The following is a 20,352-nucleotide window of genomic DNA, read 5'->3' as shown; positions in this document are numbered from 1 at the left end:
GGTTCAAGGTTCAAGGTTCAAGGTTCAAGGTTCAAGGTTCCCAAGAGTTGACCGTATTCATTAGACCGGTCAACATTTTGGAAATAATTCCACACAACTTCTTTTTGCGTATGATAAAAAACGTGCATAACCTTTAGTCGTTTCACGCTCATGCCTTCAGCTATATTTGAAGAAATAGAAAGAGCTGAGCGAGTAATTTGATCTTTAAGCCCAAACTCTTTGCTTGTTTTAAAGTGAATATAAACCTCACAAGCCAAATCAGCGAAGCGCTGCCAAACATGAAGCTGTTCAAATCTAATCATAACCCTTAATAAAATAGACAGGAACAAAGTTTAGTTCCTACTTTGTAACTTGCCACTTGCTACTTTTAACTTCCTTTTTAGTGCACTTATCGTATCTACTCGAATTGTTTAACAAACTCGTTATGATGGGGTTGATGAAACAAAAAGAGAACTACTAATGAAAGCACAACTTTCCCTGCTCAGCATAGCACTGGTTACCAGTCTAAGTAGCGCCACTGTAAACGCAAAAGAAGCGCTGCAATTTAAAGATGTATTCGATTTCAAGTCAGCCAAAAATACCCAACTATCAGAAGACGGTAAAGTACTCAGCTTTAGCTCAACACCCTATCGTGGCGATGCAACGGGCTTAGTTTATACGTTAAACAATAATAAATTACTCGCTGAAGTTGAGCGTGGCACTCAACCTCAAATCAATAAAGTCGCCAACTGGGTAGCATTTACCCAAATACCTACCTTGCTTGAAAAAGAGACCGCAAAAAAGAAAGACAGCTTAAAAAACAATCTGGTCTTAGTAAATACAACTACCGGCAAGCAACAAACTTTTGAAAACATAAAGGACTACCAGCTCTCTGATGATGGTAGCTGGTTAGCCTATCGATTAGATGAAAAAACCAATAAAGACGATGAAAGTAAAGACCTTGATAACGTAAATAGCACAGATAAATCTAGTGAAATCAAACCTGATAAGAAAGACAAAACATTTGATTTAGTGGTTGTAAATTTACAAGATGAAACAACTCACACTGTAAATAGCGTGTTTAGTTACGCTATTAATGCATCAAGCAACGAGCTACTTGTCAGTCAAAGCTACTCAGATGGAAGCGATAATCAGGTAGCGTTAATTTCATTAGATAGTACGTTTGAAACAAGTGTATTAATTGATGAACCAGGTGTTGTTGCAAATAAAATTACTTGGCACCCAACTAAGAATATCGCCGCTTTCACGCTGGGTAATTATGTGAATGACGATATGCGTCGTCGCGATCATCAACTCAAACTGTGGCAAAACGAACTGCTTACAGATATAGCTTCACCAGAGAAAAGTTGGACTATCGGCAAAACAGCAAAATTGAGCTGGTCTGAAGATGGTGAGCGCTTATATTTTGAGAACCATCCTAAGCTAGCAGAAAAAATTACAGCAAAGAAATACACAGATCAAGCCTCGCTATTTGACTACGATACTATCCGCGACCAAAAAGGCCTAAATGTTTGGCACAATAACGACGCCGAAATCAAACCTCGTGAAGAACAACAATGGAATGAGGTTAATAAAAATCGCCATTACCAAGCTGTTTACCACCTTAATGGCAAACAGGTTGCTCAGCTAAGTGATACAAGTATGCCGAGTCTGGCGCTCAATACTAACAGTCGAGATGCATTACTTGGTTCATCGAATTTACCTTACCTTGAACGCATTATGTACGGTGGTTTTTTTGCCGACTACTACGCTGTGAATGTACAAACAGGTGAGCGAAAAGCAATTATCAACGATTACCCGTTTAGACCGAGCCTGTCACCCAGTGGGCAATACGCGACTTACTTTGAAAATAGCCAAGTACAACTAAAAGACTTAAACAAGAATAAAGTCAGCACCTTAACAAAAGCGATTCAAGCAACATTTGCAGATGACCAACACGATTACCCATCAGCGCAGCCAGGTTATGGTGTTGCTGGCTGGCTTAACGATAGCAGCCAAGTATTGGTATATAGTAAATATGATATTTGGGCGTTTGATGTTAACACTCTTAAAGCGACTCGCTTAACCAATGGTAAAGAAATCAATACTCAATATCGAGTTATCAAACTTGATAAAGACCAAGTTGGCTTTAAGTCAGATGAAACTTTACTACTTAGCGCAACAAATTTGCAGCAAAAACAAACTGAAATAGCCAAACTTAAGCTTACCGATAACTCGCTAAGTAAAGTATTAAGCGGTCAAAAACGTTTTGATGTAGTGAAAAAAGCCAAGCACGCAGATAAGTACTTATTTACTGAGCAAACTTATCAGCAGTTCCCTGATTTTTATCAAACTGATTTTAGCTTTAAAAAACCACAACGTGTTACCAACTTAAATCCACAAGTTAATGACTTTGCATGGGGACAAGAACCAGAGCTAATTAGTTATAAAGGCTTTGATGGTGAAGACTTACAAGGTGTGTTAATTAAACCTGCCGGCTATAAAAAAGGCGATAAAGTACCAGTAGTGGTGTACTTTTATCGTTATATGAGTCAACGCATGTATGATTTCCCTAAAATGGAGTTAAACCACCGCCCTAACTTCCCCATGTTTACCTCAAACGGCTATGCGATTTTCTTACCAGATATTCGCTTTGAAATTGGTCATCCCGGTAAATCATCAACCCAAACCATGATCAATGCGACCCAAAAACTGATTGATTTAGGTATTGCGGATCCGGATAAAATTGGCTTACAAGGCCACTCATGGGCAGGTTACCAAAGTGCCTTTATGATCACTCAAACCGACATGTTTAAAGCGGTTGTATCGGGTGCACCAGTGTCTAACATGACCAGTGCTTACAGTGGTATTCGGTTAAAATCAGGCCTTGCGCGTCAGTTCCAATATGAGACAGGGCAAAGCCGCATCGGTAAAACCTTGTTTGAAGCGCCTGAGCTGTATATTGAAAATTCACCGGTGTTTTTTGCTGACAAAGTAAATACCCCTATCTTGATTATGTTTGGAGATAAAGATGACGCTGTACCATGGCACGAAGGTGTGCAGTATTATTTAGCGCTGCGCCGTGCAGGTAAAGACGCTACATTCTTGCAATACGAAGGTGAACCGCATCATTTAAAGAAATTTCCAAACCAAGTGGATTTTTCAATTCGTATGATGCAGTACTTTGATCACTACTTAAAAGGCAAACCAGCCGCTAAGTGGATGACGGAAGGTGAAGCGTTTATAGAAGAATAAGGTTATAAGCCATAAACGAAAACGCCCAGCAAATGCTGGGCGTTTTAACTTAAGCGGCCGAAAAACTACCTTGCCCGTTGGCGATTGCCGCCTACTCTCGGCTTAGTATTCGCTTTTTTAAACTGACTAAAACCTGTATGGCGACTCAGTGCTGGACGCCCTCCCTTACCTGCTTTAAGCGATTTTTCATCGCGGGTTTCTTCAGGTACTAAGCAATTAGGCCCCTTACCAATGAGTTTAGCTTTACCCATTTTACGAAGAGCTTCGCGGATCATCGGCCAACCAGCTGGATCATGGTAACGTAATATCGCTTTATGTAAGCGGCGTTGGCGTGCCCCTTTAGGTACAGCAACTTGCTCAGTATTATTTTTAATATTACGTAACGAATTCATTTCGGTATGATAAATCGTCGTCGCATTCGCCATAGGGGATGGATAAAAGTTTTGCACTTGATCAAGTTTAAAATCATTCTCTTTTAACCACAACGCCATATTTACCATATCTTCATCTTTTGTCCCTGGGTGTGCAGAGATAAAATAAGGAATAAGGTACTGCTTTTTACCCGCTTCTTTTGAGTACTTATCAAAGAGTTCTTTAAACTGATCATAGGCGCCCATGCCTGGCTTCATCATTTTTGATAATGGGCCATCTTCAGTATGCTCTGGGGCTATTTTTAAATATCCGCCAACATGATGCGTAACGAGCTCTTTTACATAGCGTGGGTCTTGCACTGCCAAGTCGTAACGCACACCTGAAGCAATGAGAATTTTTTTCACCCCTTTTACTTCACGGGCTTTCTTATATAACTCAATTGTTGGCGTGTGATCAGTATCCATATGCTTACAAATATCAGGGTAAACACACGATAGGCGACGACAGGTACTCTCTGCTTTTTTGCTCTTACAACGCAGTTTATACATGTTGGCGGTTGGGCCACCCAGATCTGAAATAACCCCCGTAAAGCCCGGTACTTTGTCACGAATTTGTTCAATTTCATCAATAATCGATTCTTGCGAACGGCTCTGAATGATCCGCCCTTCATGCTCTGTGATAGAGCAGAACGAACAACCACCAAAACAGCCCCGCATAATATTAACCGAGGTTTTGATCATATCGTATGCGGGGATCTTCGCATCACCATAACTTGGGTGTGGAATACGTTGATAAGGCAGGCCAAATACCGCATCCATCTCATGCGTTTCCAGTGGATACGCTGGCGGGTTTACCCAAATTGAACGATCGCCATGACGTTGGAATAAGGCACGCGCACAACCTGGGTTGGTTTCTTGATGTAAAATACGTGATGCGTGGGCGTATAACGGCTTGTTAACGCTTACTTGCTCAAATGCAGGTAACTTAACATAGGTTTTTTCCCACGGCTTAGGGCGTGCTGGCTGAATTGTAATTGGTTTTGCAGCTTCAGCTTGTAAATCAATACCCGCTTGTTTAAATTCACTTTTACTGCAGCCTACATCATCCGCCCCATAAGGGTTAGGAATTGGATCAATTTTGCCAATTTTGTCGATTGCTGTTGAATCACTACCACGCCAACCAGGTAATGGCTCTTTGCGGATAACCGCTGTACCACGAATATCTTGAATGGTATCCATGGTTTCGCCCGCAGCAATACGGTGCGCAACTTCCACCAACGGACGTTCAGCATTGCCGTAAATTAAAATATCGGCTTTGGCATCAAATAAAATACTGCGGCGCACTTTTTCTTGCCAATAATCATAGTGGGCAATACGGCGGAGGCTTGCTTCAATACCACCAATAACAATAGGTACGCCTTTATAAGCTTCGCGACATTTTTGCGAATAAATCATTACCGCGCGATCAGGACGTTTACCACCAATGTTACCCGGCGTGTATGCATCATCGTGGCGCATACGCTTTTCAGCCGTATAGCGGTTGATCATCGAATCCATGTTACCAGCGGTAACACCAAAGAATAAGTTAGGTTTACCAAGTGCCATAAAGGCATCTTTTGACTGCCAGTCAGGCTGCGCTATGATGCCAACCCGAAAGCCTTGCGCTTCTAGCACGCGACCTATTACGGCCATACCAAAACTTGGGTGATCAACATACGCATCACCACTTATTATGATTATATCGCAGCTATCCCAGCCAAGGGCGTCCATCTCTTCGCGTGTTGTAGGTAAAAATGGAGCTGTGCCGTAACACTCAGCCCAATATTTGGGATATGAGAATAACGCTCGCTTGGCTTTAAGTGCGCTCATAAAAAGTAACCAATTGCTTTAAAAAAGGTCGCAAAGTATACTCGAATTAATCCCCAAGCGATATTAACTATTTACGATGATAGCCGATAGTTCCAATAATCTTGCTACTTTTTGTTTTCAATATACTGAATAAGCTCAACTTCTGGCATTGGTTTAGCGTACATAAAACCTTGTACTTCATCACAGCCTAATTGCTTAAGAAAGTCAGCTTGTGCTTGTGTTTCGACCCCTTCAGCAATGGTTTTTAAACCGAGCTTAGCACCCAATGCAACCACTAACGCAGCAATCGCGCCGTCGTCTTGATCAGGAAGATCTTTAATAAATGCTCGATCGATTTTCAATCGATCTAATGGCAGCTTTTGCAAATAGCTCAATGATGAAAAACCCGTACCAAAGTCATCAATGGCCACTTCAACACCAAACGCTTTAAGCTCATTTAAGGTATCAATCACCACACTAAGCTCATCCATCACCACACTTTCAGTGACTTCTAATTCAATATTTTTGGGGTTAACCTGATATTTTAATAACGTCTCTTTGACTTGTTGGGCATAATCCTTGACCTTAAATTGCGGCACCGACACATTCACTGCAATACGTATTTCTACACCTTGCGCAGCTAAACGCTTTTGTTGCTGACAAGCCTGTTCTAACACCCATTGACCAATATCAACAATTAATCCTGCATCTTCAGCCAGCGGCACAAAAACTGCTGGGGAGATATAATTACCATTACCCGACGGCCAACGCAGTAACGCTTCACAGCCTATTAAGGATAAATCACTAAAAGCCAATTGCGGCTGATACCATACTTCTAGTTTACTATTTTCAAAATCTTGGCGCAGCTGGCGAATGATTCCTAGTCGCCAAGTCATTTGCTCTTCCATATCAGGCGTATAATAAACAGCATTACCTAACTTACCTTGTTTAGACTGGTTAAGTGCTATATAGGCGAGTTTTAGTGTTTCGATACCCGTGGCTTGGAAGTCTTGCTGTTCACATAAGCCAATTTTAAAATTAACCGGTAATAAGTGCTCTGCAGCAGTAAAAGGAAGATTTAAGTTTTCCCGCAATATATTTAAATTAAATTCATCACGGGCAATTAAAAAGCCAAATACATCGGCGCCAATTCGAGACAGTAATTTAGCCTGTGGGTACTCTTGTTTAAGCCGTTCAACAATTGCAATAAGTAAGTGGTTACCTACTTCTTGGCCTAGTCCATTATTGATATCTGAAAAGTGTGCGACATCAATTAAAACAAATATGTATTCATTACTATTTAAGCGATGGTATTTTTCAATCTGTTCAATAAAGTCCGTTCTATTCGCAAGCCCTGTCAGTACATCTTTATAAGCGGCATCTCTGAGTTTATTAAATAGCCTAACATTATCTAATCCTACACTGACATTGGTTAAGAAAATTTCAGCAAATTGTAGTTGGGTTAAGCTTGGCTGACTGACATACTCTAAATAAATAGCCGCTTGGCGATTCTTACTCTTCAATAAAAATGTCGTGTCATGCTCGGTGTGTTGATGTTCGCCAAATTCAAAACAGTTTTGTACCTGAAGAATTATTCGTCCATCATCTAATTGCTCAATACCTTGACCAATAAAGGCGCTAAACTCAGCGCAGCCACCTAACACTCGTACTTGATGACTGTCATCCAAACTGCCGCACACAACCCCTCTTGGTGCACAATCTAAAATGACCGAGAGTTGCTTAATCACCGCCATCGTAAAAGCTTTGATGTCGGTAAAACCTAATATAGCTTTAGAGGCCAGTAGAATATTATTTAACGCTTTGCTTTGGTATTCAAGTTGGCAAACTTGTTCATACGAACGAATAGCGGTCACTAAAGATGTCACTAATTTACTGCGAGTAAGCTCTGTTTTCGTTTTGTAATCATTTATATCGTATTCACGAATAACCTTTTCTTCAGGCGCGTAACCCGGTTGGCCTGTACGTAAAATGATACGTACATTATGGTTTTGCAACGTATCGCGTACTTCTTTAACGACTTTTAAACCCGCATCATCTGATTCCATCACGACATCTAACAGCAATACCGACACATTATGAGTATTAGCTAATACTTCAACCGCTTCGACACCAGAGTAAGCATGATGAAAACGCAATGTTTTCCCCCAGAACTTAACCCCTGAAAGTGCTAATTCAGTAACAGTGTGAATTTCAGGATCATCATCAACAATCAAAACATCCCAATACCCAGCAGGCACAACTTCCGCATGAAGTTCCTCTTCATGATTGGCAAACAAAAAATCATTGTGTTCTGACGTCATTCCAAACCCTTTAAATGCAAATATCCCGCGCTATCATTTAATATTGAGACTATCCAACTATTGACTAATAAGTTATCACTATTTAGCTTATGATACAGTACTAATGTTGATAAATAATGAAGCTTGATAGACAGATTATAGTCAACATTCAATGCCTCATGGTACAACAGTGGAATTTATCACCTAAGGAATAGCTATTAAAATTTTACCCAGAGTTACTCAATTTATTTTTCTTATTGCTTTGATTCTTTTAGTAATTGGGCTGCTATTGCCCCAGCAATACCAAGTTCAAAAAAGCATTACAATACATGCTACGCAAACAAACATAGCCCCCTTGATCAGCGACTTTACAAAGTGGTCAAGTTGGTCACCTTGGCAAAAAGTAGACCCAAGTATTGTTTTCACTCTTGGTGAACCAAATTCAGGGGTGGGGGCTCATCAATTTTGGCAAAGTAGCTGGGGATTTGGTGAAATGACCATTACCAATATAAGCCATACTAAAATTGATTTTAATATTTTATTTAATGAAGAGCATATTGTTACCGGACAAGTTTCTTTTTCACCACAAGACAATGGCAATTTAGTGACATGTACGTTATCCGGCGAAGTTACCACGCCAATTTTTGGAGGCTATTTAGCACTCTTTAGCCAATACATCTTAGAAAACACCTTAAGACTTGGACTTAATAACCTAAAAACGACAGCACAACTACAAACAATACCAGAGTTAGAGAACGCTAATGACGATTCAAACAGCCCAAGCAAAAATTAATCTCGCTCATATTATTGAAACTAAGCTCGGTTACTCCATGCGTAAAACCAGCTCAACTCGCCTTACCAGCACCAGTGACGACAGTTATGGTCCACAAGGACAAAGTAAGCTCCCCTATCAAGTAAATAGTGATAACTCTACACTCGGCAGAGCACAACATCGCCAACAATTACTACTAGTCAAACAACAGCAAAATATTGAAGCTATTATGGCCATGGCAATGGACTTTTGCCCTGATGTCACCAGTAATGGCCAACCTGACAGTGATTGGGTTGAGCGGTTTATTGCACTGTGTGAAGACACTGCTAATGAATCAATGCAAAAATTATGGGCAAAAATTTTAGCCGGAGAAACGGTATCCCCAGGTACGTTTTCAATTAAAAGCTTACAAACACTAAAGCAAATGACCCAACGCGAAGCAGATGCACTGCAAAAGTGCACCGCACTTTGTGGCTATAACGAAAAAGATCACAGTCATTTAATTTTATTAGGCTTTTACAAAAAACCCTCATTATTTGATTTGCTGCGCAAAGGCAATAAAGTGTCCTTTAACTTAGGCAAAGCTGGGATCAGCTTTCCAGATATATTAACCTTAATGGATATTGGCCTAATATATCGTAAAGAAATTGAGTCTGCGGCGCTAAAAGCAGGCCAAGAAATAAACCTAACCTTTTTAACCCAGCGAATAGCACTTAAGCCCAAAAGTAACGATTTAGTACTGAGTTATTATAAATTTACGCAGACAGGTGATGAATTACGAAAATTAATCAACACGCCCATAAATAAAGCTTATAAACAATTATTAAGCAGTGCGCTTGAAGAGGAGTTTGAAGTAACGTGGCACGCAAATAAATAACAGTGCCACGTAAAAGCTAACAAATTAGAAGTGAATTTGTACGCCTGCAAATGGACCTGATGCATCGATATTAGTATATAGATCATCAATATCATCTAGTTCTAAAGTCATTTGACGGTAGCCCGCTTTGATATCTAAATCAATCGCAAGGTTATCAAGTAAAGCCCACGCAATACCCGCTTGGTAATCTTGCACTTTGCTATCATCAATCGCTAATAAACTGCCTTCAAAAAATACGCTTAATCCGGTTAATGGTAAGCCTACTTCAGCACGACCATAAACAAGTGGTACAAAACCTGAGAAATCAACTGTCTCAGTTGTTGCTTGGCCGTTTGAAGTACCCGAAACAATAATATCGCCATCAAACTGCTTAGCATTCACACCCAAGTCAATAGACACTAAGTCATTATCGAAAATCTCATAGTAAAGAATATAGTCGATATGTGATAAGTCACTGATGGTGTTGGCTTGAGTATTTGTAGTAAACGTTGTATCACCAAATACAAAGCTTTCATCAAGAAGTGCAGAACCATTGAGCTCAAGTTCGGTATACTTTAATTTAATGTTTGGTACTAACGGAATTGGGTGTTCAAGCGCCGCATAATAGCTAGTGAAAGTTTCATCTTCAAAATCAAAATCTTGCATATTGCCTTGATCAGCAAAGCTACCTGAATTATCAGATTGCCAGCCATCAACACCAACATATAAGCCTAATAAAGTATCAGCGTGTGCCGCTGGTGCTAAACAAGCCATAGAAAGGGCGGCAGCTAAACAGTACTTTTTCATGTTTTATCCTTGTGCTAAAAGTTCGCTAAGTTCAATAAGAGCCGCATTGGCTCTTGAGATATAATTTGCCATTACTAATGAATGATTTGCAACAAAACCAAAGCCATTGCCATTTAAAATAATAGGACTCCACACTGTTTCTTGCGTTGCCTCAAGTTCACGTATAATTTGCTGTAAGCTTACTCGCGCATTCTTTTTCTCTAATACATCTGCAAAATCATATTCCACTGCTTGCAAAAAATGTAATAAAGCCCAAGTAGCTCCTCGTGACTCATAAAATACATCATCAATTTTCCACCAAGAGGTTTTCACTTGGTTTTGTAATGGGGCATAAGTTGCTTGATGCGCTTCTTTATCACCGGCTAAATCGGTATTTAAGCGCTCTTGACCAACACTGGCACTTAAACGCTGGCTTAAACTACCGAGGCGCTTTTCAGCCTCCTTTAACCAGCCACGTAAATTATCAGCACGTGCATAAAACTGGCTCTCTCGAGCATTTTGATCGGCTATTTGAGTTCGGTACACAATTAAAAAATCGATACCTTTTTGATATTCACTTTCAGCACTTGGCCATGCCCAGGCTTCTGAGCTGATATTAAATTGTGGTTGCGCTTTTTTTAAAGCTTCATGTTCGGTTGACTGTGACTGTGAGCGGCTAAAATCTTTACGCATCGACAGTGCTAAATCGCGAGTCATTTCAAGTGCACCGTATTCCCATGCCGGCATATTGTCCATCAACACACTTGGCGGCATCATATCATTCGATAAGTAACCGCCCGGTTTATTTAATAAGGTAGTCGCAACATTAATCAACGCTGAGGTGGTTGTATAGCCGGTAACAAATTTCTCTCCACGCAACTGCGCCTCTTGCTTTGCTTGAGTAATTACATTTACGCGACTTGGTTCAACGCTCCAATACACAGAAATAACATAAAAAATAATAAAGACTACTATTAGCCCAGTGATGATTTTCCCTTTATGCTGTGACATTTAACCTCCTAGTGATGTGTATGCTGCTGAGATTGTGGCACTTCTTCAATTTGGCTCTCTAATGAAACCACCGTTGCTTGAGTAAATACACGATCTCCATTGCTAAAATATAGCGTGAGTTTGAGTTCTTGCCCTATTTTTAATGGCTCTTCAGGCTCAAAAACCATTAAATGATAACCACCTGGCTTAAAATCGAGTTGTTGATGAGCCTTGATCTGTAGCATATCTACCTTTTGCATTTTCATCATACCATTAACATGTTGATGTTCGTGAACCTCAACACGCCCCATGCCATCAAGAGTCACTTTTGTTAGCTCAATGGTTGTATCACCATGATTTACTAGTGTTAAATAGCCAGCGCTGGATTTACTTCCAGGTAAAAAATTTCGCACTTGAGCATTGCTAACAACCACTTTATTTACAGTTTCATGTTGGTGTCCTGTATGAGCAAATAACTCGGAAGAATAAAAGCTTATTGCAAAAATAGCAGATGAGAGCAAAGTAAGTAATGGCTTAAGAGACATTTCGATCCTTGTTATGATAATCAAGTTTAAGTGCTAAATTTAGCATATTTACGAAAAAATAGTCAGCTAAATTAGCATTTAAGATTATTTCAGTGGCCCAAATTAAGCCACTTTTTGGTTATCCGCAACAAGCCAACACAAGCAAACGATAAGCAATAATGGCCAAGCAATCATTAAAGAACCAAAAAGCAAGGCTAATATCACACCAACTCCTACAATGAGACCCGCACCAAGCAAGCCAACACTCACCAGCGCAACCAAAGCGATTACAACGATCACCGCCACTAATGCACCAAATAACTCAATACCAACCCAGCTTAAGTCTGCAATCCATAGCGGTAGCTGCCATGAATCAAATCGCCCTACTTCAAATGGGTTAAATGCTATGCACAACACAACCAATAAGCAAAATGCAATAATTTTCATGGCTCTTCCCTAGTGCACTTTATTATCTAAACAACAATGAGCAATTAAGTAACCTGCACCTATAAAAACAGGAAACTGAATAAAAAGCACGATTGTAGCAAGCCTAGTCGCCCAAATAGGAAAGTCGAACCTGCGTGCTAAACCACTACATACACCCGATATTTTTTTATTTAACGGATCTTTACTCCAACGAGCATGATTAAATGTATTCATTGTTTATTACTCCTAAGCGGTTTGTTGCAATTTAGCTTTAAGCACTGCAAGCTCTTTATCTAACGCTTCATCTTTTACTAATGCATCTATCTGCTCTGCAGTTGAATGCTGCTTTGCCGTTACATCATAGGCGTCAACTTGTGCTTCAATTGACTCCACACGCTGCTCAATAACATCAAAGCGTGCAAGTGCATGCGCAACTTTATCGCTATTTAATTGTTGATTAACACGCACACGAGCATTTAGAACATGATGAACCTGCGCCAAGCTACGTTGTTTAGCTTTAGCCGCACTCAGTTTGTCTTGTAAACGCTGCGCGTCATCACGTAACTTCGCTAATGAATCTGATAATTTAACAAGCTCTGGTTCAATCGCAGCTAACTCAGTTGCAACACGTTGCTTTTCTTTAAGTGCTGCAGTGGCTAAATCATCACGCCCCTTAGTGACCGCTAACTCAGCCTTTGCTTGCCATTGTGCTATCGACGTTTTTTTATCAGTTTGCTGGCGCTGTAACACTTTTTGTTCACAGAGTATTGTCGCGGCAGTAGTACGGCATTCATCCAATGCTTGCTGCATTTCTTGAATTAATAAGTTGAGTAGTTTTTCTGGATCTTCTGCTTTATCTAACACAGCAACGAGGTTTGATTGAATTAGATCATTAACACGATTGATTAAGCCCATGATTTTCTCCTGTTGATTATGGGTGATTACAACAAGGAGATTCCAAGACTTGTGCCAAGTGACAAAAATTAAAATTTAAACAATAAAAAACAAAAGGATACACTTAAAAAGTGAAGACTAAACTGACTCTGAAATGAATATACATAAGTTAATTTGACTAAAAAAATGATTTTTTAACCATTATTTAGGATCAAAAAAACCACTAAAAAAAGTGGCTTTTTAATTTAAAAAGGTACTGCTATTCGGGAACAAAACTAAGTGCTTTATCCATCACTGACAAATCAGCCTGTTTGCCATGACCATGTTCTGAAAGGTGGCGTCTATAACCTCGCGCACCGGGTTGGCCTTGAAAAATCCCCAGCATATGGCGAGCAATATGCCAAAAGTTAGCGCCTTGGCGCATTTCATCTTCAATATAATCATACATAGCACGCACCACATCATGACGAGACAAAGTGCATGCACTTTCACCATAAATTTTTTCGTCTACTTCACTTAAAATAAACGGATTACTATAAGCTTCACGACCTATCATTACGCCATCAATATGCGCTAAATGGGCAAGGCTATCAGCGATCGTTTTAACACCACCATTTAAACTCAGGTCAAGTTGTGGATAGTCTTTCTTTAATTGATAAACTCGTGGGTAATCAAGTGGCGGTACTTCGCGATTTTCTTTCGGGCTCAAACCACTTAGCCATGCCTTACGAGCATGAATAATAAAATCGTCACAGCCAACGTTATGGCTAGCTTCTATCAATGCACATAAAAATTCATACGAATCTTGCTCATCAATACCAATACGTGTTTTTACCGTAATTGGGATATTAACTTCTGCCTTCATGGCCGCAACACACTCAGCAACCAGTTGTGGCTCAGCCATTAAACACGCACCAAAACGACCATTTTGAACACGATCTGATGGACAACCAACATTAAGGTTGACTTCATCGTAGCCGCGCTCAGCAGCAAGCTTTGCACACTTAGCTAACGCGTCTGGATCAGAGCCACCTAATTGCAAAGCAACCGGGTTTTCATGATGATTAAAATGTAGATAATCACCGCGGCCAAATAAAATGGCCCCAGTTGTCACCATTTCAGTATACAACACCGCGTGTTTTGTCATTTTACGATGAAAAGTACGGCAATGGCGATCAGTCCAATCCAGCATAGGTGCCACGGAAAAACGTCTATTCAAAGTAAAATCCTCAGGTTAATTAGTCGCTACCATTAGCCACGTAAAAAGCGCTGTATTTTACACAAGTAGAGAGGCTGCTTCAATGATAAGCAGTGAGCCAATTGCAAGCCTCGAGTGATAGCTGTAAATGGCTCGATTAAGATTTATTATCGTGGCTGAGGTTACTTAACTAAATAATCGTAATTCACACCGCTGACTTCCACAACAGTCACAGCAAGCTCAGTGTAATTTTTAATTTTAGGATTAACTAATTTAGCCCCGACAGCTATTTTCGCAATTTTATTAGTTTTATCTAGCTCTACAATCTGTACAGTCGCTGATGTATCAAAATCCGCTGACTGAGTATAGTATTCTGAGCCAACACTAGCACTTACGGCTAGATTTGGTTCACTGTTAGAGGTGGACTGCAGCAAAGTTCCTTTTTTCAAGTCACTTTTTAAAATTGTAAAACTAAACTTAGGGGTGTTTTTTTCACCAACAAATATAGTTACAGCGCTTTGCCCATTTAACTCAAAATCATGCTCTGTAACTTCAACAACTCTTATTTTATCACTATCATAACTAGGTTCTACGCAAGCCACAGCCCCAAAAAGAAGTAACGCAGATAAAACAATACTTTTAAGCTTCATTTTTATTCCTTAAATTAAAAAACCTATAGTGTAAAACTAGATAACACTTAACGATATTTCAATAATTAAATCAATGAAATATATTTAATTCCATTTATCAGTTAAATTACGCTCTTTTATGGATACCTCTCATCAATAACGTCTTGCACGAAAATACTGATGCTTAGGTTTAACTTATAGCGTTATAGCGTAGCAACTGATGATGATATTAACTCCACAATTAACAGTTATCATAAATGCTGTGATTTATACTTAAGCTACGTGTAATTAGTATTACAAGTCATCAAAACAGTATTGATAATACCCATAAGTAAGCGACACTGTGAAACACTCAAACTTGCCATAATGACCACAATAGACCATAGCCACTTCTAGAATAAAACTGTTGAATAAAAACACTGCAACTACAATACAGTATGTTAGTATATCGCGGGTAGCGTAAGGATAAGATGAAGATGAATATAGAATCACTCGTTAGTAAAGCCAAGCAAGTGTGTGATAATCGCGGCGCGCGGTTTACACCCATCCGTGAAAAAGTATTTCGCCTATTAGCAACTGCTCAAGGCGGTGTAGGCGCTTATGATTTATTAGAGCAACTCAAGTTGACCGAATCTGGAGCAAAACCAGCCACTATTTACCGCGCCTTAGACTTTTTAGCTGAACTTGGTTTTATCCACAAAATCGAAAGTACTAACGCATTTATGCTGTGTCATCATTTTGATCATATTCACCCAGTACAACTATTAATTTGCGACAGTTGTGGTTTTGTCAAAGAACTACATTCAAGTGTAATTTCGCACGAACTTAACAGTCTTGCTGCAGAAAGTGGCTTTATCGTCTCTGGGCAAACAATTGAAGCCCATGGTAAATGTGGCCAATGTAAAGAATAATTAAGTGCAGAGCTAAAATAAGTCACTACACTTTAATGTATAACCGCAGTAAAACTGCTCAATTCGAGGGATAAACAACAATGAATGTAGAGTTCATCAATCCTTTTTTATCATCTTTGTTGAACGTGCTCAGCACAATGGCACAAACCGAGCTAAAGCCAGGAAAGCCAAAAATTAAAAAAGATGAAATTGCCTGTGGCGATGTTTCTGGATTAATTGGCATGGTAGGACCACAAACTAAAGGGTCATTTTCAATCACATTTGATGAAAACCTTGCACTAACAATTATGGAACGCATGCTAGGTGAACGCCCTGATTCAATCAACGAAGAAGTTACCGATATGGTAGGAGAAATTACCAACATGGTAACAGGTGGTGCCAAAAACCTACTTGGTGAAAAAGGCTATGATTTTGATATGGCAACCCCGATTGTTGTGTCAGGTAAGGGCCATACCATTACTCATAAAAGTGAAGGCGCAAAAATACTTATGCCATTTACCTCAGATGCGGGTAATGCCAACATAGAAGTTAGCTTCGACAAATTATGAGCTGGTTACAAAAAACCATCCAACTGAAGCCTCGCTCACGAGGCTTTCATATTATTGACAATGAAATAATTAGCCAACTACCTGAAATAGCTGATTATCAAATTGGCTTATTACATCTTTTTATTCAGCACACTTCAGCAAGCTTAACTATCAACGAAAATGCCGATCCAACGGTTCGTATGGATATGGAAAGCCACTTCAATAAATTTGTTCCCGAGTGCCAACCTTATTACCGCCATGACTATGAAGGCGATGACGACATGCCTGCTCACATTAAATCCAGTGTTTTAGGTTGTGAACTGACTATTCCAATTAATCAAGGGCGCTTACAACTAGGCACTTGGCAGGGAGTTTATTTAGGTGAGCATCGTGATCATGGTGGCGCAAGACGTATTGTTGTGACATTGCAAGGGCAAATATAAAGCTATCAGCTATCAGCTATCAGCTATCAGCTATCAGCTATCAGCTATCAGCTATCAGCTATCAGCTATCAGCTATCAGCTATCAGCTATCAGCTATCAGCTATCAGCTATCAGCTATCAGCTATCAGAAAAGCATTACTCCAACAGCTGATTAAGTAAAACTATTAACTTCTTTTATTTGTGGCGGTTTTAATAAATAAAAGATGAATATTCACTTAGAAGAGAATCCAGCGGCACATGAGGCTCGAACTGCTTATGGCTTAGTTCGACCTTGGCATGTTTTTTTGATATTAGATAAAGATTGGAGCGGCACACGAGGCTCGAACTGCTTATGACTTAGTTCGACCTTGGCATGTTTTTTTTTGATATTAGATAAAGATTGGAGCGGCACACGAGGCTCGAACTGCTTATGACTTAGTTCGACCTTGGCATGTTTTTTTTGATATTAGATAAAGATTGGAGCGGCACACGAGACTCGAACTGCTTATGGCTTAGTTCGACCTTGGCATGTTTTTTTTGATATTAGATAAAGATTGGAGCGGCACACGAGGCTCGAACTCGTGACCTCGACCTTGGCAAGGTCGCGCTCTACCAACTGAGCTAGTGCCGCATTCAAAATAGCCAGTAATTTGTCCGTTGGTGCGCGACAAGTCGCGGTAAAACGTTCTGGCAACTGAGCTAGTGCCGCATAAAAAGTTTCTAGTTACAAGATTCAAGTTAAAAGTTAGAACAGCTTGGAGCTTTCAACTTTCCCCTTGAAACTTAAGCCAATTTCTTTGGTGAGAAATTGGAGCGGCACACGAGGCTCGAACTCGTGACCTCGACCTTGGCAAGGTCGCGCTCTACCAACTGAGCTAGTGCCGCATCATATTCAGGTTCTAGGTTCTAGGTTCTAGGTTCTATCAATATTAAACTTCGTTCCTTTAACCTGCACTCAAACACACTAACCCCGCGGGGGTTATCGTCTTAAGCGGGGCAGGATTCTACAATATTTCAATGTGTTTGCAAGTGTTTTTTACAAATTAAAGAATTTTTCTTGGTAGACTTTTAATTCCATGATCGAATCTTTGATGTCGTCCAAAGCAAGGTGTGAGCCTTTTTTGTTCACTTGCGCTAACACCTCTGGTTTCCAGCGTCGTGCAAGCTCTTTAATGGTGCTCACGTCTAAGTTACGGTAATGGAAGTAATCTTCCAATTCGCGCATATACTTATTCATAAAGCGTCTGTCTTGACCAATAGAGTTTCCACACATAGGTGACGCGCCAGCAGGAACCCATTGCTTTAAAAATGCTAAGGTTTGCTCTACAGCATCTTGCTCTGTAAATGTACTTGCTTTACAACGTGCTGTTAAGCCAGATTGACCATGTTGAGTGGTACACCATTCATCCATGCCATCAAGTAACTCATCGCTTTGATGAATAGCAATAGTTGGCCCTTCAGCCAAAATGTTTAACTCACTGTCGGTGACAACAGTGGCTATTTCGAGTATTTTATCTGTGGCTGGTTCAAGACCTGTCATTTCAAGGTCGAGCCAGATAAGATTTGATTTATGAAAAGACATAATTACCTAAGCGGTACTTTCCTTTAGATCCAACGCATTTAGTTATATCATATTAGTATCATCAGTCGACCTAAAGCTTTTTTTTCAAAAAGCACGACATTTAACCAAGTTATAGGCCAAAAGTGGCAAAACAGAAGAAATTAAGTAAAGGCCAATCCCGTCGGATCAAGGCCAATCACCAAAAGCGCTTGTCGAATGCCGATGCAGGCACTGCCCAAGGTGCATCAAACCAATGGCAAACGGACAATTTAGGCCCTGCAGAAAATGCCGTGGTGATCAGCCGGTTTGGCCAACATGCAGACATTGAAACCGATGCCGGCGATGTACTACGCTGTAATATTCGCCGCACCGTAAAAGGCATTGTTTGTGGTGACGAAGTACAATTTCGTCGTGCTAAAGTCAGCGAAGGTGATTTAGCTGGTGTAATTGAAGCGATGCATGAACGCCGTTCGCAATTAACTCGCCCTGATTTTTACGACGGTGTAAAAGTCATAGCAGCCAACATTGACCAAATATTGATGGTGTCAGCAGTCTTACCCGAGTTTACCCCAAGTATTATCGACCGGTATTTAATCGCGTGTGAAGACATGGGCATAGAGCCTATTTTAGTGCTTAATAAAATAGACTTAATTGACGAGCAAGGCTTAGCAGAAATCAACCAAGTACTCGATATTTACCGTGGCCTTGGTTATCAAGTTTTTTTAGTGAGTAATAAAAGTGGTTATGGCATTGACGCACTAAAAGAAACGTTAGTTGATAAAAACAGTATTTTTGTTGGTCAAAGTGGCGTAGGTAAATCAACCTTAGTGAATACTGTTTTACCTGATGCTGAAATACTCACCAAAGAAGTCTCTGAAAACAGCGGTCTTGGTCAACACACTACGACAGTATCACGATTACACCATCTCCCTTCTGGCGGTAATTTAATTGACTCGCCAGGCATTCGTGAGTTTGGTTTATGGCACTTAGATGTAGAACGTGTTACATGGTGCTTTAAAGAATTTCGTGAATTCATCGGTGGCTGTCGTTTTCGAGACTGCAAGCATTTAAACGATCCAGGTTGTATAATTCGTCAAGCAGTAGATGAAGGTGATATTTCGCAGTTACGTTTTGATAGTTACCACAGAATTTTAGAAACAATGGCCGATGGCCGTGCCGGAGCTCGCGCTCCGCGCGTATAAATTAGGAAGAAATCAGTGAGTTTAGATAAGTTCAAAATAGCAATGCAATATGCAATGCCAAAACACTTTGTATCGCGCATGGTGGGTAAATTAGCCGCAGCGAAAGCTGGCGCACTTACCACTACCTTGATCAAGCTATTTATTAAACAATACAAAATTGATATGAGCGAAGCGCAATATAGCGATCCTGCTCACTATAAAACCTTTAATGAATTTTTTACTCGCCCATTAAAAGACGGTGTGCGCCCATTAGCAACAGAGAGTGATATCATTGCTCACCCTGTCGATGGGGCGATCAGCCAACTAGGGCCGATTGTTGAAGGTCAACTGATCCAAGCTAAAGGCCATGATTACAGCTTGCAAGCACTACTAGGTGGCTCAGAGCAAGATACAGCACCATTTTTAGGAGGTGACTTTGCAACTATTTATTTGGCCCCAAAGGACTATCACCGTATTCATATGCCTATTGACGGCACATTAAGCAAAATGATTTATGTACCGGGTGATTTATTCTCAGTGAACCCACTTACCGCACAAAATGTACCAAACTTATTTGCACGTAATGAACGCGTAGTAGCTATATTTGATACTGAAATTGGCCCGCTTGCTATGGTATTAGTAGGAGCGACTATTGTTGCTAGCATTGAGACTGTTTGGGCTGGCACAGTGACACCACCCGCAGGTAAAGATGTATTTAGCTGGAACTACCCAACCACAGGTGACAACGCCATTACCTTGAAAAAAGGTGAAGAAATGGGCCGCTTTAAATTAGGCTCAACGGTTATTTTAGCTTGGGGAGCGGATAAAGCAGACATTTTTGATGATCAAAAACCTGGCACTATAACCCGTATGGGCACACCCTTCGCTGAGATTGATGATTAATTAATTTTTCAATAAAAAC

General features: G+C 40.2%; 20 protein-coding genes and 2 tRNA genes. 8 read left to right on the top strand and 14 right to left on the bottom strand.

The window, feature by feature from the left end; all coding sequences use genetic code 11:
* Positions 1–17 precede the first annotated feature (17 nt).
* Positions 18–329 carry a four helix bundle protein gene (locus PHAL_RS22960; RefSeq protein ID WP_237405626.1) on the bottom strand — a complete coding sequence of 104 codons (312 nt, stop codon included), beginning with the start codon at positions 327–329 and terminating at the stop codon, positions 18–20.
* 130 nt (positions 330–459) lie between these two features.
* On the opposite strand from PHAL_RS22960, the gene PHAL_RS0110790 reads away from it, so the two are divergent.
* On the top strand, positions 460–3,234 hold the full coding sequence (locus PHAL_RS0110790) for a S9 family peptidase (RefSeq protein ID WP_016708419.1): 2,775 nt from the start codon (positions 460–462) through the stop codon (positions 3,232–3,234).
* 65 nt (positions 3,235–3,299) lie between these two features.
* Here the strand turns inward: PHAL_RS0110790 and PHAL_RS0110785 are convergent, their stop codons facing one another.
* Entirely contained in the window at positions 3,300–5,474 is a 2,175-nt protein-coding gene (locus tag PHAL_RS0110785) for a YgiQ family radical SAM protein (protein WP_016708418.1), read from the bottom strand.
* A 104-nt stretch (positions 5,475–5,578) separates the two neighbouring features.
* Positions 5,579–7,774, bottom strand: coding sequence for a bifunctional diguanylate cyclase/phosphodiesterase (locus PHAL_RS0110780; RefSeq protein WP_016708417.1), 2,196 nt, complete (start codon positions 7,772–7,774; stop codon positions 5,579–5,581).
* A gap of 268 nt (positions 7,775–8,042) precedes the next feature.
* On the opposite strand from PHAL_RS0110780, the gene PHAL_RS0110775 reads away from it, so the two are divergent.
* Both PHAL_RS0110775 and PHAL_RS0110770 read left to right on the top strand, forming a co-directional pair.
* Entirely contained in the window at positions 8,043–8,546 is a 504-nt protein-coding gene (locus tag PHAL_RS0110775) for an SRPBCC family protein (protein ID WP_308700768.1), read from the top strand.
* Positions 8,515–9,402 carry a TIGR03899 family protein gene (locus PHAL_RS0110770; RefSeq protein WP_016708415.1) on the top strand — a complete coding sequence of 296 codons (888 nt, stop codon included), beginning with the start codon at positions 8,515–8,517 and terminating at the stop codon, positions 9,400–9,402. The genes PHAL_RS0110775 and PHAL_RS0110770 overlap by 32 nt, the downstream gene beginning before the upstream one ends.
* A 24-nt stretch (positions 9,403–9,426) precedes the next feature.
* Here PHAL_RS0110770 and PHAL_RS0110765 read toward each other — a convergent pair whose 3' ends face one another.
* The 8 genes from PHAL_RS0110765 to PHAL_RS0110730 form a co-directional block, all read right to left on the bottom strand.
* On the bottom strand, positions 9,427–10,188 hold the full coding sequence (locus PHAL_RS0110765) for a TIGR04219 family outer membrane beta-barrel protein (RefSeq protein WP_016708414.1): 762 nt from the start codon (positions 10,186–10,188) through the stop codon (positions 9,427–9,429).
* A gap of 3 nt (positions 10,189–10,191) precedes the next feature.
* The gene (locus tag PHAL_RS0110760; RefSeq protein ID WP_016708413.1) at positions 10,192–11,178 is read right to left on the bottom strand and encodes a DUF2333 family protein; all 987 of its coding nucleotides are present in this window, start codon (positions 11,176–11,178) and stop codon (positions 10,192–10,194) included.
* Between the two features lie 8 nt (positions 11,179–11,186).
* On the bottom strand, positions 11,187–11,702 hold the full coding sequence (locus tag PHAL_RS0110755; protein ID WP_016708412.1) for a copper chaperone PCu(A)C: 516 nt from the start codon (positions 11,700–11,702) through the stop codon (positions 11,187–11,189).
* Positions 11,703–11,804: 102 nt separating this feature from the next.
* A complete protein-coding gene (locus PHAL_RS0110750) occupies positions 11,805–12,128 on the bottom strand; it encodes a hypothetical protein (RefSeq protein WP_016708411.1) in 324 nt (107 codons plus the stop codon).
* A gap of 9 nt (positions 12,129–12,137) precedes the next feature.
* Positions 12,138–12,341: a PspC domain-containing protein gene (locus PHAL_RS0110745; RefSeq protein WP_016708410.1), complete on the bottom strand. Its 204-nt coding sequence runs from the start codon at positions 12,339–12,341 to the stop codon at positions 12,138–12,140.
* 12 nt (positions 12,342–12,353) lie between these two features.
* Positions 12,354–13,022, bottom strand: a complete 669-nt coding sequence (locus PHAL_RS0110740; RefSeq protein WP_016708409.1) for a PspA/IM30 family protein — start codon at positions 13,020–13,022, stop codon at positions 12,354–12,356.
* 238 nt (positions 13,023–13,260) lie between these two features.
* Positions 13,261–14,220, bottom strand: a complete 960-nt coding sequence (gene dusA, locus PHAL_RS0110735; RefSeq protein WP_029216112.1) for a tRNA dihydrouridine(20/20a) synthase DusA — start codon at positions 14,218–14,220, stop codon at positions 13,261–13,263.
* A 161-nt stretch (positions 14,221–14,381) separates the two neighbouring features.
* Positions 14,382–14,849 carry a hypothetical protein gene (locus tag PHAL_RS0110730; RefSeq protein WP_016708407.1) on the bottom strand — a complete coding sequence of 156 codons (468 nt, stop codon included), beginning with the start codon at positions 14,847–14,849 and terminating at the stop codon, positions 14,382–14,384.
* Positions 14,850–15,304: 455 nt separating this feature from the next.
* On the opposite strand from PHAL_RS0110730, the gene PHAL_RS0110725 reads away from it, so the two are divergent.
* From PHAL_RS0110725 to PHAL_RS0110715, 3 genes are all read left to right on the top strand, one after another.
* Positions 15,305–15,739, top strand: coding sequence for a transcriptional repressor (locus tag PHAL_RS0110725; protein WP_016708406.1), 435 nt, complete (start codon positions 15,305–15,307; stop codon positions 15,737–15,739).
* A gap of 80 nt (positions 15,740–15,819) precedes the next feature.
* Positions 15,820–16,287, top strand: coding sequence for a chemotaxis protein CheX (locus PHAL_RS0110720; RefSeq protein WP_016708405.1), 468 nt, complete (start codon positions 15,820–15,822; stop codon positions 16,285–16,287).
* On the top strand, positions 16,284–16,709 hold the full coding sequence (locus PHAL_RS0110715) for a secondary thiamine-phosphate synthase enzyme YjbQ (protein WP_016708404.1): 426 nt from the start codon (positions 16,284–16,286) through the stop codon (positions 16,707–16,709). Before PHAL_RS0110720 ends, PHAL_RS0110715 begins: the two co-directional genes overlap by 4 nt.
* A 534-nt stretch (positions 16,710–17,243) precedes the next feature.
* On the opposite strand, the gene PHAL_RS0110710 is transcribed toward PHAL_RS0110715, so the two are convergent.
* The 3 genes from PHAL_RS0110710 to orn all read right to left on the bottom strand — a co-directional run bounded on the left by PHAL_RS0110710 (position 17,244) and on the right by orn (position 18,270).
* Positions 17,244–17,319: transfer RNA gene (locus PHAL_RS0110710), tRNA-Gly, on the bottom strand.
* A 178-nt stretch (positions 17,320–17,497) separates the two neighbouring features.
* Positions 17,498–17,573: transfer RNA gene (locus tag PHAL_RS0110705), tRNA-Gly, on the bottom strand.
* A gap of 151 nt (positions 17,574–17,724) precedes the next feature.
* The gene (gene orn / locus PHAL_RS0110700) at positions 17,725–18,270 is read right to left on the bottom strand and encodes an oligoribonuclease (RefSeq protein ID WP_016708403.1); all 546 of its coding nucleotides are present in this window, start codon (positions 18,268–18,270) and stop codon (positions 17,725–17,727) included.
* A 122-nt stretch (positions 18,271–18,392) separates the two neighbouring features.
* Between orn and rsgA the strand changes: the two genes are divergently transcribed.
* Positions 18,393–19,451: a small ribosomal subunit biogenesis GTPase RsgA gene (gene rsgA / locus PHAL_RS0110695; protein WP_016708402.1), complete on the top strand. Its 1,059-nt coding sequence runs from the start codon at positions 18,393–18,395 to the stop codon at positions 19,449–19,451.
* Positions 19,452–19,466: 15 nt separating this feature from the next.
* Positions 19,467–20,333, top strand: a complete 867-nt coding sequence (asd, locus tag PHAL_RS0110690) for an archaetidylserine decarboxylase (protein ID WP_016708401.1) — start codon at positions 19,467–19,469, stop codon at positions 20,331–20,333.
* The last annotated feature ends 19 nt before the right edge of the window (positions 20,334–20,352 follow it).

Source organism: Pseudoalteromonas haloplanktis ATCC 14393 (assembly GCF_000238355.1).
Lineage (GTDB): Bacteria > Pseudomonadota > Gammaproteobacteria > Enterobacterales > Alteromonadaceae > Pseudoalteromonas > Pseudoalteromonas haloplanktis.
This window is presented reverse-complemented; position numbering and strand designations above follow the sequence as displayed.

Excerpts from the sequence above, each read along its gene's own strand:
- PHAL_RS0110765 (WP_016708414.1), bottom strand. The coding sequence starts at position 10,188 with ATGAAAAAGTACTGTTTAGCTGCCGCCCTTTCTATGGCTTGTTTAGCA.
- PHAL_RS0110750 (WP_016708411.1), bottom strand. The coding sequence starts at position 12,128 with ATGAAAATTATTGCATTTTGCTTATTGGTTGTGTTGTGCATAGCATTT.
- PHAL_RS0110740 (WP_016708409.1), bottom strand. The coding sequence starts at position 13,022 with ATGGGCTTAATCAATCGTGTTAATGATCTAATTCAATCAAACCTCGTT.
- PHAL_RS0110755 (WP_016708412.1), bottom strand. The coding sequence starts at position 11,702 with ATGTCTCTTAAGCCATTACTTACTTTGCTCTCATCTGCTATTTTTGCA.
- PHAL_RS0110760 (WP_016708413.1), bottom strand. The coding sequence starts at position 11,178 with ATGTCACAGCATAAAGGGAAAATCATCACTGGGCTAATAGTAGTCTTT.
- PHAL_RS0110720 (WP_016708405.1), top strand. The coding sequence starts at position 15,820 with ATGAATGTAGAGTTCATCAATCCTTTTTTATCATCTTTGTTGAACGTG.
- PHAL_RS0110745 (WP_016708410.1), bottom strand. The coding sequence starts at position 12,341 with ATGAATACATTTAATCATGCTCGTTGGAGTAAAGATCCGTTAAATAAA.
- PHAL_RS0110770 (WP_016708415.1), top strand. The coding sequence starts at position 8,515 with ATGACGATTCAAACAGCCCAAGCAAAAATTAATCTCGCTCATATTATT.
- PHAL_RS0110785 (WP_016708418.1), bottom strand. The coding sequence starts at position 5,474 with ATGAGCGCACTTAAAGCCAAGCGAGCGTTATTCTCATATCCCAAATAT.
- orn (WP_016708403.1), bottom strand. The coding sequence starts at position 18,270 with ATGTCTTTTCATAAATCAAATCTTATCTGGCTCGACCTTGAAATGACA.
- PHAL_RS0110715 (WP_016708404.1), top strand. The coding sequence starts at position 16,284 with ATGAGCTGGTTACAAAAAACCATCCAACTGAAGCCTCGCTCACGAGGC.
- PHAL_RS0110730 (WP_016708407.1), bottom strand. The coding sequence starts at position 14,849 with ATGAAGCTTAAAAGTATTGTTTTATCTGCGTTACTTCTTTTTGGGGCT.
- PHAL_RS0110790 (WP_016708419.1), top strand. The coding sequence starts at position 460 with ATGAAAGCACAACTTTCCCTGCTCAGCATAGCACTGGTTACCAGTCTA.
- PHAL_RS0110780 (WP_016708417.1), bottom strand. The coding sequence starts at position 7,774 with ATGACGTCAGAACACAATGATTTTTTGTTTGCCAATCATGAAGAGGAA.
- PHAL_RS0110725 (WP_016708406.1), top strand. The coding sequence starts at position 15,305 with ATGAATATAGAATCACTCGTTAGTAAAGCCAAGCAAGTGTGTGATAAT.